Genomic DNA, 12,855 nt, shown 5'->3' on the forward strand with positions numbered 1-12,855 from the left:
GCCGCGTCGGTCCGCGCACCAAAAGGTTCAAGGCCCCGTGCTTCGGCACGGGGCTTTTCTTTGCCGGGATAAGTGCGGTCAGCGCGCGCCCATGCCAAGGCGGAAGGCGGATTTGCGCAGGCCGGGCAAGGACCGCAGAGCGGTCAACCCAGCAAGCCGCACCGCGTCGGCCGGCAGGAAACCCGCAATCAATGTGCGGAACAGGGTGTCGACGAACAGCCCAGTGCCGGTAACGTCCCGCCGGCGGCCGTGTTCATAGGCGTTTGAGACCGCATCCGCCCATTCAGCACCGGATGGCAGCAGCTCTGCACTCTGAAGCGCCTCGGCGAGGCTCTCGACGTCGCGCAGGCCTAAATTGAGGCCCTGCGCGCCGATGGGCGGAAACGCGTGGGCGGATTCGCCAACCAGCACCACGCCGTCCTTGCCGAACCGGTTTGCCGTGAGGCTCATCAATTCGAAAATGAAGGCCGGGCTCGTCAGTTCGATATGGCCGAACAGGTGGGAGGACTTCTCGTTGATCGTGGCCGCCAACCGCCCGGGATCGGCCTTTGCCGCGTCGAGCGCGGCGCGCTTGTCGATCCAGACGAGGTTGGCGTTGTTCTCACCGCCCGGGACCAGGGTGAACGGGCCATTCTCATAATGGAATTCGACCGAGCAGCCATCGAGCGGGCGGGACAGCTTGAGATTGGCGACAAGCGCCGCCTGGTCATAGGCGTGCTCGCGGGTCCCAATACCGGCAAAGGCCCGGACCGACGATTTCTTGCCATCCGCACCGACAATCAGGCTGACCGAATGGGTCTTGCCGTCACCGTCCTCAATCTCAAAGGCGCCAGCCTTGCCGGATATGCGGCTGGCTGCGGCATCGATGACGGTCAAATTGGCCTCCGCCTCAGCGCGGGCTGCAAAGGCGTCCAACAGGTCGGCATTGGGCAGATTGTAGCCAAAGGCCTCCACACCCGCCTCGCTGCTTTCGAACAGGGTCTCGCCGGTACGCAGCAGCCGACTGGTGGCGTCGATGATGCGGATCTTTTCGAGCGCGGTGCCGATCTCGGCGGGATCGCCGATCAGATCGTGGCGCCGCAATATTTCGATCGAGGGCATCATCAGGGCCGATGTGCGCCTGTCGACGGGCCCCTTGGGAGCAAACAACAAGGTTTTGCGGCCCGCCGCAGCACATACAAGCGCTGCAGCGAAGCCGCTTAATCCGCCGCCTATAACGGCGATATCATGGTTTGATGTCATTCGGCCGGTGCGCTGGCAATTAACTCGCGGCGATTGAACGCCTCCAGCACATAATGGCCCAAAAACGATCCGAGGAACATGGCGCCGAGGAAAATCCAGAGGTTTTCCGGCATGAACCCGATCAGGGTGATGGCCGGACCCGGGCAGATGCCCGACATGCCCCAGCCAATCCCGAACAGGACCGCACCGCCCACCAGCGGGGTGTCGATATCAGTGCGCTCGGGATGGAAGAACTTGTGTTCGAACAAGGGCCGGGCACGGGTGCCAGCGTAGCGCACGCCGAGCATCATAACCCCGATGGCGGGCACGATGACGAGCGCGAGGCTGGGGTTCCAGCCGCCGGTCGTGATCGCGCCGAAATCAAGGAAACCGAGCACGACGAGGGGATCGGTCATCTGGGCGATATAGAGACCGGCACCGAACAAGAGGCCTGCAACCAGGCTGACAGCCAGATAGGCGGGATGAAGAGTTTCACGCATCAGACCACTCCCGTAATCGCAACCGTGGCGATCGCCACCGAGAAAAACACAATCACGCTGACAAAGCTGCGCTTGGAAAAGCGCGCCAGTCCGCAAACGCCGTGACCCGAGGTGCAACCGTTCCCGATCTTGGTGCCGAGACCGACCAGCAGGCCGGCGGCGGCGATCCAAACGGGGCTGCCGACGAGTTCGGGCGTGGGCGCGGAAAAGCCGGGGAACAGGCCGGGTGCCGCAAGGGCAGCCAGCAGACCACCGGCGATCATCGCGCCGAGAAATACAAAACGCCAGATCACGGTGCGGGCGGGCGGCAGAAGCTGCCCGAACAGGCCCGAGATGCCGGCAATACGGCCATTACCGATCCACAGGACGGCACTGGCGAGACCAATCAGGAGACCGCCGACCAGGGGCGGCCAGATGGAGATCGCTTCCATGGCGCTTGCTCCGTTATCATTAGCTGACGCTAAAATAGTGCGCAAAGCCCCGGAAAACAAAGGGCCCCCGCGAACGGAACCTTGCCAAACGCCAGCAATTTCTCATCGTGGAGAAGGGCGTGGTTTAACCGGTCTGCGGTATCGCCTAAGAAGAGACGAATTTTGTAAGTTCGCCCCGAAAAAAGAAACGGAACCCCGCAATCATGGAATGGCTCGCCGATCCCAGCATCTGGGCATCCTTGTTGACGCTGACACTGATGGAAATCGTGCTCGGTATCGACAACATCGTCTTCATTTCAGTGCTGGTGGCGCGGCTCCCCGAAAACCAGGCCAAGCGGGCACGCCAGATCGGTCTTGCGCTGGCCCTGGTGTTTCGCATCCTGTTGCTGCTGGTGCTGGCCTGGATCATCGGGCTCACCGCTCCGCTGTTCTCGATCTTCGGGCACGACGTCTCCTGGCGTGACATCATTCTGATCGCTGGTGGCTTGTTCCTGTTCTACAAGGCCACCCACGAGATCCATCAGGAGATCGAGGGCGAGGGGCACGACACCGGCAGCGGGGTTTCCGCCGGCATGACCGCGGTGATCATCCAGATCGCGATCATCGACATGGTGTTCTCGATCGATTCCATCATCACCGCCATCGGCATGGCCGAGCATGTCTGGATCATGATCACCGCCGTCGTGATCGCAATCGGCGTCATGTACATCTTCTCCGGTACGATCGCCGACTTCATCGCCGCGCACCCGACCACAAAGATGCTGGCGCTTTCATTCCTCATCCTGATCGGTGTGACCCTGGTTGCTGATGGCGCCGGGTTCCATATCCCCAAGGGCTATGTGTACTTTGCCATGGCATTCTCGACCGGGGTGGAAGCCATCAACATCCTGGTCAGCAGCCGGCGCAAGAAAAAGGGAGCGGTCTCGAAATGAGCAAATCGGTAATCATCCGCGAATTCGGCGGACCGGAAGTGATGCAGTTCGAGGAGGTCGAGATCGGCGCCCCGGGGCCGGGCGAGATCCAGGTCCGGCACGAGGCCATCGGCCTCAATTTCATCGACGTCTATCACCGCACCGGGCTTTACCCCAATCCGCTGCCCTTCACGCCGGGGCAGGAGGGCGCCGGCGAGGTTGTGGCGGTCGGCGAGGGGGCGACCGAGTTTTCGGTTGGTGACCGCGTCACCTATAGCGGGGCACTGGGCAGCTATTCGGAGCTGCGCAATCTCAAGGCGGAACTTGCCGTCAAGCTGCCGGAGGGCGTTTCCGAAGAGATCGCGGCCGCATCCACGCTCAAGGGGCTGACCGTCTATCATCTCCTTCACTCGACCTATGCGCTTCAGCCGGGCGAGACGGTGCTGGTGATGGCGGCTGCCGGCGGTGTGGGACAGCTCCTGTGCCAATGGGCCAAGCATATCGGCGCCACCGTTATCGGTTGTGCCGGTTCGCCCGAGAAGGTGGCACTGGCTCGCGCCAATGGCTGCGACCACGCGATCGACTATTCGGCACAGGATTATCGTATCGAGGTGCAAAAGCTGACCGGCGGGCAGGGGGTCGATGTGGTCTACGATTCGGTGGGCAAGGCGACGTTCATGTCCTCGCTCGACTGTCTCAAGCCGCGCGGCATGATGGTCTCGTTCGGCAATGCCACCGGTCCGGTGTCGATCGACAATCTTGGCGTTCTTGCCCAAAAGGGGTCGCTTTATGTCTGCCGACCGACCAGCGGCACGTATACGGCAACCCGCGAGGCCCTGGTCGAGAGCTGCGATGCCCTGTTTTCCGCCATCCAGACCGGTATCATCAAACCCAAGGTCAATCAGCGCTTCGCCTTGAGCGATGCGCAGGAGGCCCACAGGGCCCTCGAGGCACGGCAAACCACCGGGGCCAGCATTCTGGTGCCCTGAGCGCGAGAAAGCGCTGCTCTGCCACATCGGCAGGATCGGCCTACACCGTCCTTTCGTTCGCGTCGCTGTCACTCCGAGGTGTCGGCAAGGGCATTAGCGATCACCTCGATTTCCGCCTCAACTACGCGGCTCGCCAACAGCGCGGAAAAACTGTGCGCGTGTTCGGAATCCGGCTCAGCGAGGGATTTCAGAGTCGTCCTGCGGGATTGGAGTTGGGCGCGAAGGGATTCGCTGACGTCGACGCCGGCATCCCTGAGCATGATCAGGGAAAGAAGTGGGGTTTGAGGTAATCCTCCAGCCCTGATGACAAGTTCGCCGATAGCCGCGCGACCGAGATCGGTCGGGTAACAGATTTGGCGGTCGGGATAGGATCCGCCGGGCTCCTGGCGCTCCTCCACCCAGCCGCGCTTCACGAAGCGGGCGAGGATCGAATAGACCGCCGGCCGTTTAAGCCCAAGCAGTTGCATCGGCCCTTTTTCAAAGGCCGACGCGATTTCATAGCCATGGACGGGATGGGCGATCACGATACTCAGGACCGCCAGTTCCCGTGCGACAGTCAGGCTCATCCTGCAAGCCTTCCCGCCACCGGCGTAAGATCGAACATCTCGAAGGTCTCGATGATCGCTTCCATCTCGTCGGCATCTCCATGTTCGGCCGCACCTTTGGGGCTCGCAAGGTAGTCATCCATGGTTTTCTTCTCGGTCATCGTGATCCAGACGACGACCGAGTTGCGCTCGCGATCCGCGGAAACCTGATAGGCAACGACGCCGTCGGTATCGCGGTCAATTGCCGCCGGCGGAGCGGAAGCGATTCGCACCAGATCGTCAAACCGTCCCGGCTTGGCGGTTGATCGCGACATGAAGGTGTAGGTCGGCTGCATGATATTCTCCTCATCATTCACAACTAGTCATTTATGACTATTTACGGAAGTTTCAAGGAGCTGAAGAGATTTTCCCAAACGCTTGCGGCCTCATCCAAAGAGGCGAGGTCGTGATCGTCACCTCCACTGGATTCCAACTCTGCACCGGAGTGACAAAACGAGCGTGGCTGAGCTGTGCCAAGGGGTCCTCCGCTCTCTCGTCCCGAGATGCGAGGCGAAGCATCGCCTCGAAGAGCGACGACGGAACGCAGGCCAGCACCTCATCCAGTAGCCGTCTTGGCTTGACAGACCACCTGGCACATGAAACATACCGAACGGTTGGTTTTTATTTGGATGGAACGATGTTGACGATCCCCAAGGCATTACACGACGTTTTTGGAGAGGAGCAAGACGGGCTCTCGATCGCGTTGATCGCGGCGCTCGGACTGGGAATCGCCGGTTTTTTTGTTTTTGTGGCAGCGGGCGAATTGGCCGCGCTGGCCTGGTATCGCAGCGCCGCGGCCGTGGTGCTGGTCGCTGACATCGCGGCCGGATGCGTCGCCAATTTCACGCGCGGCACCAGCAGTTTCTACGCCGCCCGGCCGCGCAACCGGCTGGTCTTCATCGCCATCCACATCCATTTGCCTGCCGTGGCATTTCTCATGGGATGGAGTATCGAACCTTTCGCTCTCATCTGGGCCTATACGATTGCCGGGGCCCTGCTGGTCAATGCCCTGCCGTGGGGCAATGTTCAGCGCACCGTTGCAGGTGCGGCCCTGGCGGCAGCGCTTTGCGTGATGCCGATGCTCGAGGGTATGACGCCCATCGGGGTTGGTGTCTCGGCGCTTTTCGTTGTCAAGGTGCTTTATTCCTTCGCCGTTGTGCATGGCGAGGCGGGGCAGGGACACGAAAAGGAGCCGGCATGAAGACGTCACGCGAAGACATTGTCGAGCGCGCCTATCCGGTTTTTCTGGCCAAGGGCTTCGAAGGGGCAACCATGGCGACGCTGGTCAAGGCCAGCGGCCTGTCCAAAGGGGCGTTCTACCACTACTTTCCCGACAAGCAGTCTCTGTTCGACGCCTGCATCGAGCGGTTCTTTGCCGGTCACGTGCCGATCAGTCCCGCGGCAGATGTCGGTCTGGCCGACTATGTTGGGGGGCTTTGCGAAGGCTATGCGGCGGCGCTCAAGGAAGTGCAGCAGCTCTGCGGTGAGCCGGCGGCCTACCTCCGCTTTATCCTCGATGTCGTGCCGTCCAGACGCGATGGCCTTGTCGCCGTCATCGCTGCAAGTCGTCAGGCCCTGATCGATATCCTGATCAGAGAGAAAGGGGAGAGCCACGCCGGCGACGCGGCGCTTCGCGCAGAGCGGATTCTGGCATTGATCGAAGGGGCCGGGGTGATAGCGGCGATTGCCGACGATCCGGACCCGATGGGCCGGTTCAGACGACTTCTGGCGCCCGAACTGGCGGTCTGATCTGCTGCCCTTGTCATTATGGGCGCATTTTGCCTTAAGACCCGCAGGACCAATGGCGTTCGTCTGTGGAAAGAGCGACGGCAGGCTCCGCTCACAACCAATTGCGATATAGACATTTTCTCATGATGACTTCGTTCGAGCGATTGGCGGCAGCTCTCAACGGCGAACAGCCGGACAGGATCCCCGTCAGCGTCTGGTTTCATTTCGGATCCGAGCATCTGTCTCCCGAAATGGTGGCCGATCTGCATGAGGCCTATTGCCTCGAATATCGCTGGGACTTCCTCAAGGTCATGTTCGACTACCGCCTCGATCTCCCCGTCGGGTTCGACGGACAGGCGCGGCCCCAGATCGAGGTCCCACTCTCGGAAATGGACTGGAACGCGCCGTTCCGCCGCCAGCAGATCTGCCTCGAAATCCTTCAAGAAAGGCTGGGCGGGCATACACCGCTGTTCGAAACCGTCTACAGCCCCTGGATGTATCTGCTCCGTCATGTGGGCTACGACCGCCGCTCGGATCTGCTTGCCAATCCCGGCCTGGCCGCGGAGGTATCGAGCCGCATTTCCGATGCGGTCAGCAAACATCTGCAGGCGATCCGCCGGATCGGCATTTACGGAATATTCTTTGCGACCACTGTTGGCGATGTGCATACCGGTCCCGATGAAGCTGTTCAGCAGGCCAAAACAGACATGCTTGTATTGGCCGAGGCCGAGGGGCTTGCGCGAATCCTGCATCTGCATGGCACGAAGACAGACCTCGCGCGGGCCCGCGATTATCCGCATGAGGTGCTCCACTGTGAGGATTGCGATCCCGGTAACCCCGGACTTGCGGAATTGCGCAAAGCCACAAGGGGCGCGGTCATGGGGGGCTTGCCGTATCGGACGATCACGCGGCTCAGCCCGTCGGGCATTCAACAGGCGGTCGCGAAAGCAATGGATGCTGCCGGCCGGCGTGGATTGATCCTTGCACCGGGCTGCAGCGTGTCGCCTTCGGTGTCAGGACGTACGCTGCGCGGCATTCGCGACAGTGCGCATCTTGCCAATGGCTAGAGTTGTTTCCGGATGCAGCTTGTGGAAATGCCCGGTGTCCGATCGAGATAGTGCACCGCGCAATGCTGTGCGAAGACGTCGTATTCTCCCGCCCAGTCGCTCCCCATCACGATCTCGTCGATCTTCATGTCGCGGATCAGCCGGACCTTTTCGGTTATCAGCTTGACCCGGCCGGCGCCGTCCACCGGGCCGTCATGGAGAACGACCTCGTCGACATGGCGTGTGTGCAGCAGCATCTCCCGCCGGATATCGAAGGAATAAAAAGGTTCGGGCTTTCCGCGCGATGCGATCAACGTATCGCTGGCGAGGCCGACGATCAGGTAGTCGCCACGTTGTGCCGCGCGTTCGAGCAGCCTCATATGCCCGTAATGCAGGATATCGAAGGCACCAAAAGTCAGAATTCTCATTTATGCCCGTCTACCCACTCGGCCCTGTGAAAATGCACCCAACGCCTGTCTTCGCCGGGGATGTCCATGAAGTCGGTTCCGTATCGCAGTTCGAGAAAGCGTTCCAGGTTCCGCGGCACATTGACCGTGGTGCCGCAAAATGAGCGGCGGGCCAGCGGATAGATCACATCGTGTTCGAAAAAGCCGTGCCATTTGCGGCCATAGGCGCCAGAGATTATGCCCCGACCGTCCCTTATCAGCCGGCGTTCCTGTCGATGAAAGAGTGGCACGAAGATCTCGTTGGTCATCCTCGCTTCCGCGCGCGCCAGCGGAGCGGTTAACCGCAGCGCGTCGCTGAACCTTCGAACCTTGGAGGTGTTGACCGTGTTGAGCTTCCGCCGTCCCGAAGTCAGGAAATTGTCGACGCGTTTCCACCGGCGAGAGCTCCAGCGCATCATTGGCATGATGTCGATGAAAACCGCAGTGCCGTCATCCGGTCCGTCAGAGCGAATTTTCGTGCGCCGGTCATAGACCTTGACCGGCGCGTTATACATCTCCGGCATGCGCGCGGCCTTGAAAGGCGCAGGAAGGGATTTGAGAGCGTGCAGAAGACGAGGGAAATCCCCGCTCCAAACCGCCATGTCCAAGTCATCGTCCCAGGGAACGAACCCGCCTTGATGGCGCACGATCCCGAGGCAGGCACCGCCGATCAGGAAATAGTCGATGTCGTTGGCCTCACAGACAGAAACGACCTGATTGAGGATCCCGATCAGGACCTCTTGAACCTCTGAGGTGTTGAGCACAACCGGACCGCTGCGCTTCGCCCTTTCCCCCGCTTCAGCATGTCCGTCGTGAACTGTGTGCACTGGTCAGCCTTGATGTTTCTTCATTGCTCGATGCATCGCCTTCACGGGTGGGACCGGCCCCGCTCGGGCGCGCTGACGAGATGGTCCATGAGTAAGACATCGTCCCTGGCTGCAGGGGATTCGGCAAGGGTTGCCGGGCACCGGTGTCCGAGATTGCGGCGAAAAGCCGGGGACAGTGAGGAGGGGGCGTTTCGCGACCCAATGGTGCTTGCGCCTGACGGCTTGGCGGGTTAATCGGAGCGCGACGGAGGGATGGCCGAGTGGTTGAAGGCACCGGTCTTGAAAACCGGCAGGCGGGCGACCGTCTCGTGGGTTCGAATCCCACTCCCTCCGCCACATTCAGATACTGAATCCGTCCAAGGGCCCCGATTGGGGCCTTTTTTTCTTTTTGTTTCAAGGAGCGTTGGCCGGGCCATCTGCCCTTCGGAGATTGGGCGCTTGACGCGAAATGGGTCTCCGCATGGCCCGCGTCTCTCTTCGAGCACCCCTCGACGGCCACGGGACGGTGCGAAACATCCTCGCATTTCCAATAGGTTGCCGCCTTCATGGGGTCGTCTCGTTTGCGAGATTATCCGGTGGCGGAGACTGACACGAAGGCGCAGGGCGGTCAGAATGACGGCTCCGTGGCGGCCGGTCCCCAAGTCCGGCGGCAGCGTTCGAAGCGAGCCAGGAGCCTGCCGGAAGTCTTAGATGACAAACAGACTTCGTGCCCATAGCCTGGCGCAATGTCGAACGGGGTGTGGACAGATGAAGAGAACGACCTGATCGTCGCGGATTACTTCGCGATGCTGGCCGACGACATTTCCGGGCGCCGCTGCAGCAAGGCCGAACATCGCCGCGCGCTCGTTCCGCTGCTGAACGATCGGTCCGAGGGGGCCATCGAGTTCAAGCACCAGAACATTAGCGCGGTGCTGAAGGGGCTCGGCGAGGACTGGATCCCCGGCTACAAGCCTGCGTTCAACTTCCAGATGACCTTGGTGGATGCCGTGGCGCGGCGGTTTCTGCTAATCGGCGCTCATTCTGCTTATCTGCCGTGTTCCTGGCCCATTTCCGCTTCGGCAAGGCCCGCTTCAACAAGCGGCCTGACCTTCTTGAGGGCCGCGTAGGTGGCGCCGCACAGATGATCGATCTCTGACTCTTGCATGGGTGTGGACAGCGCGGCGGTACCCGTATGGATCATCATCACGCCCAATTCGTAGAACGTGTTGATGAGCGCTCCCAAGGCTTTTTTCTCGGCCGGGCCGGCATAGGCTTCGCGGTAGTTGCGCGGCGGTTTGGGCTTGAGGTGCAGGCGCAACAGCGAACCTGCGCCAGTGACCGAAGCGGGGACGTCGGCTGAGTGTATCGCAGCAGCCAATCCCACCCGCGCCCGTTCGCCGAGTATATTGAGGCGCGTGATCGCCTGACGATCGAAGTGCTCCATGGCCACAAGTCCGGCGGTCATCGTGATCGGGTTGGCGGAAAAGGTTCCTGACAGTGGCAGGCGCAGACCCGCGGCGCCTCTCTCGAAGACCGACATCGCCTCGACGCTGCCGGCAATCGCGCCAACCGGAAAACCGCCGCCGATCATCTTGCCCAGCGAGGTGAGGTCCGGGGTGATTCCAAGCGTCTCCTGCACGCCGCCGAGGGCGGTGCGAAAGGTGATGACTTCGTCGAACATCAACAGCGCGTCGTGCTGATGTGTCCAGTCCCTGAGGGACTTTACATAGTCAGGGGTTGCCGGCACGAGGCCCACACGATGGGGAAGGGGATCGATGATCACACCGGCAATCTCGTCGCGATACCGGTTGAGGATGGCGAGTGCGGTCTCGGGTTCGTTGAAAGGCAGAATGACGGTGTCGGCAAGCAGGCCTTCCGGCGTTCCTGTCGAAAGCGGCACGGGATTGGGGGTTGCTGCATCTCCCCAGTTTCCGGGGGATGGTGCCTGACTGACTTCCACATAGTCATAGGCGCCGTGATAAGCACCTTCGACTTTGGCAATCTTGGGCCTTCCGGTCAGGGCGCGCATTGCCTTGACGCCGGCCATAACCGCTTCGGAGCCCGAATTAACGAACCGGATGCGCTCAAAGCCCGGTGCGCGGCCGCACATATGTTCGGCGAAGGCGATCTCGACTTCCGTTGCCATGGTGAAGCCGGTGCCGCGTTCAAGCTGCTGGCTGACAGCGGACACGATGGGGCCGTAGGCATGGCCGTGGATATGGGCGGCGACATTGTTGGCAAAGTCGATGCGTTCGGTGCCCTCGATATCCGTCACCCGGCAGCCGCGGCCGAAATCCGCGTAGTGGAGCGGGCCATCGTGAAGAAGGGTGTTGCGGCTGACGCCACCCGGTAACACTTTGACAGCCCGCTCCTGCAGCGCCCGGCTTTTGACACGGGCGTCGTGATCGATCGCTGCGGTCATCTTTCAAGATGCTCCAGCTTGCCGGCGACGCCGTCCCACTTGGCCGCTTCGGGCAAGGACGGCTTTTGCTCGGTGATGCATTCCCAGCTTTCCGCAAGCTCGGCATTGAGGGCGAGGAAGGGTTTCTGCGCCTCGGTCAACTCGGTATCGGGCACAATCGCCTCGGCCGGGCATACCGGCACGCAGTCGCCGCAATCGATGCATTCGTCCGGGTGAATTGCCAGAAAGTTCGGCCCTTCATAGAAGCAATCCACCGGACACACCGACACGCAGTCAGTGTATTTGCATTTGATGCAGTTCTCGGTGACGACATAGGTCATCTTGAGTAGCGCCCCCCTCAGGCCGCGTTCGAACGCGCGAGCAGATCGATGCCGTAGATCGAATAGAGCCCCGCTTCATCAAACAGCACGCGGTCGTCATAACCGGAGAACCAGATGGCCTCGGGGTTGCGCCCGACAATGGTCACCTTGGCACGGTCGGGCGCATCGGCGGCGGACCGCAAGAGCTTGAGGATGACAACGCCGTTTTCGGCGCCGGGCAGGCCCGGAATAGGTTCATTGGTCACCGCGGCGACCTCGGTCTTGCCCTTGTAGTGGGTGATCGAAAGCCGGGCATGGGTCTCGACGCCGGAGAGCCCTTTCTGGGACTCATTGAGAATCTGCCATGCCTCTTCGATGGGCACGTTGAAGGCCTTGTAGCCAACGATGTCGCGGCCACAGAAGAAGTAGTGGTTTTCAACGCCACTGCGCTTGAGTTCGCGTTGCATGACGCGCAGGGCATCGGGATCGTTGTTGATGCCTTTGATGATCGGCGCTTGATTGTCGACATTGATCCAGTTGCGGGCCCGCAGCCGCCTGACCGCGGCACGGGTATTGTCCAGCCATTCGAGGCCGCCGGCAGGCTGTTCGATATAGCTGCCGTCCTCGGCTTTTTTCAGGAATTCGTCCGGATGGTTGAAATGAACCATCATGCGCAGATTGACTTCCGGATAGGTCTCATGGAACCGGTCCAGCATGGCCATGAAGGTCTCATCGAACCGGTCGGGGAAGAAGGCCAGCTCCTTGGTGCCGATACGGATGGATTCAATGCCTGCCTCCGCCAGTGCGGCAAGCCAGGCGGCGATGTTCTTGTTGCCCAGAACCATCGGGTCGCCGCCGGACATCAGGATCTCGCGCAGCTTCTCGCGGCCGGTTTCAGGGTGGCGGCCACCATTCTCGGCAACCAGCCGGTTGTGTTCGAGAATGTAGGGAACCAGTTCCTCGATCCGCGCCAGGCCTTTGGGGGCCACCGTGCCGTCAGGGCGCGTCACTTCCTTCTTGGCGATCAGTTCTTCGCGATAGCAGAACCGGCAATGTGCAGAGCAGGTCGAGGCCACATAGATCAGACCGAGCTCATATTTGTGGATCAGGCCCTCGACCGGGCTGTAGTCCATCTGCTTGCCCGGATCCTCGGCGCCCTCGAGATCAGCTGTTTCGTTGGGAGAGGCCTTGATCAGGACCTGCATGGGACGGCTTTTCTTGGCCTGCTCGAAATAGTGCCGGGTGATTTTCACGGGCATTCGGGCCTGCACGTCACGCTGCGATCCATCGAGTTCGGTCAACGCTGCCAGTTCGTCGGCACTATAGAAATCGCGCATTTCTTCGGGCACGTCGCCCGACATGAATTTACCGATACCGGTGACAATTCCCCGATTGTATTTGCCGTTCTCGACAGTGCTCAAAAAGGCCTGTTCACGCTCACTCGGTTGGTACTTGGCTGGATTGGTCATTTT

16 protein-coding genes and 1 tRNA gene are annotated in these 12,855 nt (G+C 60.9%); 7 read left to right on the plus strand and 10 right to left on the minus strand.

The genetic code is table 11. The features are described 5' to 3' along the window. Positions 1 to 78: 78 nt before the first annotated feature. The 3 genes from G489_RS0100605 to G489_RS0100615 are packed head-to-tail and all read right to left on the minus strand — an operon-like array spanning position 79 to position 2,152. Positions 79 to 1,242 (minus strand): FAD-dependent monooxygenase, encoded by a 1,164-nt coding sequence (locus G489_RS0100605; RefSeq protein ID WP_029039874.1) that lies wholly within the window; start codon positions 1,240 to 1,242, stop codon positions 79 to 81. After that, the gene (locus G489_RS0100610; RefSeq protein WP_035871104.1) at positions 1,239 to 1,721 is read right to left on the minus strand and encodes a DUF6691 family protein; all 483 of its coding nucleotides are present in this window, start codon (positions 1,719 to 1,721) and stop codon (positions 1,239 to 1,241) included. The genes G489_RS0100605 and G489_RS0100610 overlap by 4 nt, the downstream gene beginning before the upstream one ends. Then, positions 1,721 to 2,152: a YeeE/YedE family protein gene (locus G489_RS0100615; protein WP_029039876.1), complete on the minus strand. Its 432-nt coding sequence runs from the start codon at positions 2,150 to 2,152 to the stop codon at positions 1,721 to 1,723. The genes G489_RS0100610 and G489_RS0100615 overlap by 1 nt, the downstream gene beginning before the upstream one ends. 200 nt (positions 2,153 to 2,352) lie before the next feature. Between G489_RS0100615 and G489_RS0100620 the strand changes: the two genes are divergently transcribed. Next, the gene (locus G489_RS0100620; protein WP_029039877.1) at positions 2,353 to 3,084 is read left to right on the plus strand and encodes a TerC family protein; all 732 of its coding nucleotides are present in this window, start codon (positions 2,353 to 2,355) and stop codon (positions 3,082 to 3,084) included. Next, on the plus strand, positions 3,081 to 4,052 hold the full coding sequence (locus G489_RS0100625) for a quinone oxidoreductase family protein (protein WP_029039878.1): 972 nt from the start codon (positions 3,081 to 3,083) through the stop codon (positions 4,050 to 4,052). Before G489_RS0100620 ends, G489_RS0100625 begins: the two co-directional genes overlap by 4 nt. Positions 4,053 to 4,120: 68 nt before the next feature. Here G489_RS0100625 and G489_RS0100630 read toward each other — a convergent pair whose 3' ends face one another. After that, complete coding sequence (locus tag G489_RS0100630) at positions 4,121 to 4,618, minus strand: PadR family transcriptional regulator (protein ID WP_029039879.1); 498 nt, start codon at positions 4,616 to 4,618, stop codon at positions 4,121 to 4,123. Further along, positions 4,615 to 4,932, minus strand: a complete 318-nt coding sequence (locus tag G489_RS0100635; protein WP_029039880.1) for a hypothetical protein — start codon at positions 4,930 to 4,932, stop codon at positions 4,615 to 4,617. The genes G489_RS0100630 and G489_RS0100635 overlap by 4 nt, the downstream gene beginning before the upstream one ends. A 110-nt stretch (positions 4,933 to 5,042) precedes the next feature. On the opposite strand from G489_RS0100635, the gene G489_RS22350 reads away from it, so the two are divergent. The 3 genes from G489_RS22350 (at position 5,043) to G489_RS0100650 (ending at position 7,431) form a co-directional block, all read left to right on the plus strand. Continuing rightward, entirely contained in the window at positions 5,043 to 5,837 is a 795-nt protein-coding gene (locus G489_RS22350) for a hypothetical protein (RefSeq protein WP_210162555.1), read from the plus strand. Further along, positions 5,834 to 6,385 carry a TetR/AcrR family transcriptional regulator gene (locus G489_RS22355; RefSeq protein ID WP_029039882.1) on the plus strand — a complete coding sequence of 184 codons (552 nt, stop codon included), beginning with the start codon at positions 5,834 to 5,836 and terminating at the stop codon, positions 6,383 to 6,385. The genes G489_RS22350 and G489_RS22355 overlap by 4 nt, the downstream gene beginning before the upstream one ends. 122 nt (positions 6,386 to 6,507) lie before the next feature. Beyond that, entirely contained in the window at positions 6,508 to 7,431 is a 924-nt protein-coding gene (locus tag G489_RS0100650) for a uroporphyrinogen decarboxylase family protein (RefSeq protein ID WP_029039883.1), read from the plus strand. On the opposite strand, the gene G489_RS0100655 is transcribed toward G489_RS0100650, so the two are convergent. Then, entirely contained in the window at positions 7,428 to 7,838 is a 411-nt protein-coding gene (locus G489_RS0100655; protein ID WP_029039884.1) for an adenylyltransferase/cytidyltransferase family protein, read from the minus strand. The two genes, G489_RS0100650 and G489_RS0100655, sit on opposite strands and share 4 nt — an antisense overlap. After that, complete coding sequence (locus G489_RS0100660; protein ID WP_081691315.1) at positions 7,835 to 8,683, minus strand: LicD family protein; 849 nt, start codon at positions 8,681 to 8,683, stop codon at positions 7,835 to 7,837. Before G489_RS0100660 ends, G489_RS0100655 begins: the two co-directional genes overlap by 4 nt. Before the next feature lie 246 nt (positions 8,684 to 8,929). Here G489_RS0100660 and G489_RS0100665 point away from each other — a divergent pair. Both G489_RS0100665 and G489_RS0100670 read left to right on the plus strand, forming a co-directional pair. Further along, positions 8,930 to 9,019, plus strand: a tRNA-Ser gene (locus G489_RS0100665). A 389-nt stretch (positions 9,020 to 9,408) separates the two neighbouring features. Then, positions 9,409 to 9,789 carry a hypothetical protein gene (locus G489_RS0100670; RefSeq protein ID WP_029039886.1) on the plus strand — a complete coding sequence of 127 codons (381 nt, stop codon included), beginning with the start codon at positions 9,409 to 9,411 and terminating at the stop codon, positions 9,787 to 9,789. Here G489_RS0100670 and G489_RS18520 read toward each other — a convergent pair. Genes G489_RS18520 through G489_RS18525 form a run of 3 tightly spaced genes read right to left on the minus strand, consistent with a single transcriptional unit; the run spans position 9,708 to position 12,852 of the window. Next, positions 9,708 to 11,084 carry an aspartate aminotransferase family protein gene (locus G489_RS18520; RefSeq protein ID WP_051332166.1) on the minus strand — a complete coding sequence of 459 codons (1,377 nt, stop codon included), beginning with the start codon at positions 11,082 to 11,084 and terminating at the stop codon, positions 9,708 to 9,710. The two genes, G489_RS0100670 and G489_RS18520, sit on opposite strands and share 82 nt — an antisense overlap. Further along, a complete protein-coding gene (gene fdxA, locus G489_RS0100680; protein ID WP_029039887.1) occupies positions 11,081 to 11,404 on the minus strand; it encodes a ferredoxin FdxA in 324 nt (107 codons plus the stop codon). The genes G489_RS18520 and fdxA overlap by 4 nt, the downstream gene beginning before the upstream one ends. 17 nt (positions 11,405 to 11,421) lie before the next feature. Then, complete coding sequence (locus G489_RS18525) at positions 11,422 to 12,852, minus strand: hypothetical protein (protein WP_051332167.1); 1,431 nt, start codon at positions 12,850 to 12,852, stop codon at positions 11,422 to 11,424. Positions 12,853 to 12,855: the final 3 nt, after the last annotated feature.

Origin of the sequence: Cucumibacter marinus DSM 18995, from assembly GCF_000429865.1 — a bacterium.
In the GTDB taxonomy this organism is placed as follows: Bacteria; Pseudomonadota; Alphaproteobacteria; order Rhizobiales; family Devosiaceae; genus Cucumibacter; species Cucumibacter marinus.